Below are 863 nucleotides of genomic sequence, written 5' to 3' on the forward strand. Positions count from 1 at the left end.
GGTTTATAAGTCTAATGAAGACAAATCCCCATTCTGCAATGTGCGAGAAATGACTGATACCGTGCAAAATTATTATCACGAGTACGGTGGAAACGATACTTGCCCTCTCTGTACAAAACATATAGATGATTAAACCCAATATTACATAACAATCCTCGCACTCGCGGGGATTTATTTTATCTGAACTCGCTACGGCGGGTTTTGTTTTATGGAGATGATAAATGCACTTCCGAGTCACAGGAGAATGGAATGGAGAGCCATTCAACAGAGTTATCGAAGCGGAGAACATCAACGACTGCTACGACCACTGGATGATATGGGCGCAGATAGCACATGCAGACGTAACCAATATTCGAATTGAAGAACTGAAAGAACACCAAGCCGCCTGATGGCGGTTTTTTCTTGCGTGTAATTGCGGAGACTTTGCGATGTACTTGACACTTCAGGAGTGGAACGCACGCCAGCGACGTCCAAGAAGCCTTGAAACAGTTCGTCGATGGGTTCGGGAATGCAGGATATTCCCACCTCCGGTTAAGGATGGAAGAGAGTATCTGTTCCACGAATCAGCGGTAAAGGTTGACTTAAATCGACCAGTAACAGGTGGCCTTTTGAAGAGGATCAGAAATGGGAAGAAGGCGAAGTCATGAGCGCCGGGATTTACCCCCTAACCTTTATATAAGAAACAATGGATATTACTGCTACAGGGACCCAAGGACGGGTAAAGAGTTTGGATTAGGCAGAGACAGGCGAATCGCAATCACTGAAGCTATACAGGCCAACATTGAGTTATTTTCAGGACACAAACACAAGCCTCTGACAGCGAGAATCAACAGTGATAATTCCGTTACGTTACATTCATGGCT

General features: G+C 45.0%; 3 protein-coding genes. All 3 read left to right on the plus strand.

Annotated elements, in window-relative coordinates:
- A partial coding sequence (locus tag CSC70_RS14860; RefSeq protein ID WP_425501596.1) for a hypothetical protein occupies window positions 1-133 on the plus strand: 133 nt, incomplete at its 5' end.
- A gap of 295 nt (window positions 134-428) precedes the next feature.
- Window positions 429-647 (plus strand): excisionase, encoded by a 219-nt coding sequence (locus CSC70_RS13745; protein ID WP_002414258.1) that lies wholly within the window; start codon window positions 429-431, stop codon window positions 645-647.
- Window positions 625-863, plus strand: a 239-nt coding sequence (locus CSC70_RS13750; RefSeq protein WP_211369504.1) for a phage integrase Arm DNA-binding domain-containing protein, incomplete at its 3' end; no start/stop codon positions are given. The genes CSC70_RS13745 and CSC70_RS13750, both read left to right, overlap by 23 nt.

This window comes from Pseudoxanthomonas kalamensis DSM 18571, assembly GCF_010211745.1.
Classification (GTDB): Bacteria; Pseudomonadota; Gammaproteobacteria; order Xanthomonadales; family Xanthomonadaceae; genus Pseudoxanthomonas_A; species Pseudoxanthomonas_A kalamensis.

What these genes read in the sequence shown, in the direction of transcription:
- CSC70_RS13745 (WP_002414258.1), top strand. Translation starts at nt 429, where the DNA reads ATGTACTTGACACTTCAGGAGTGGAACGCACGCCAGCGACGTCCAAGA.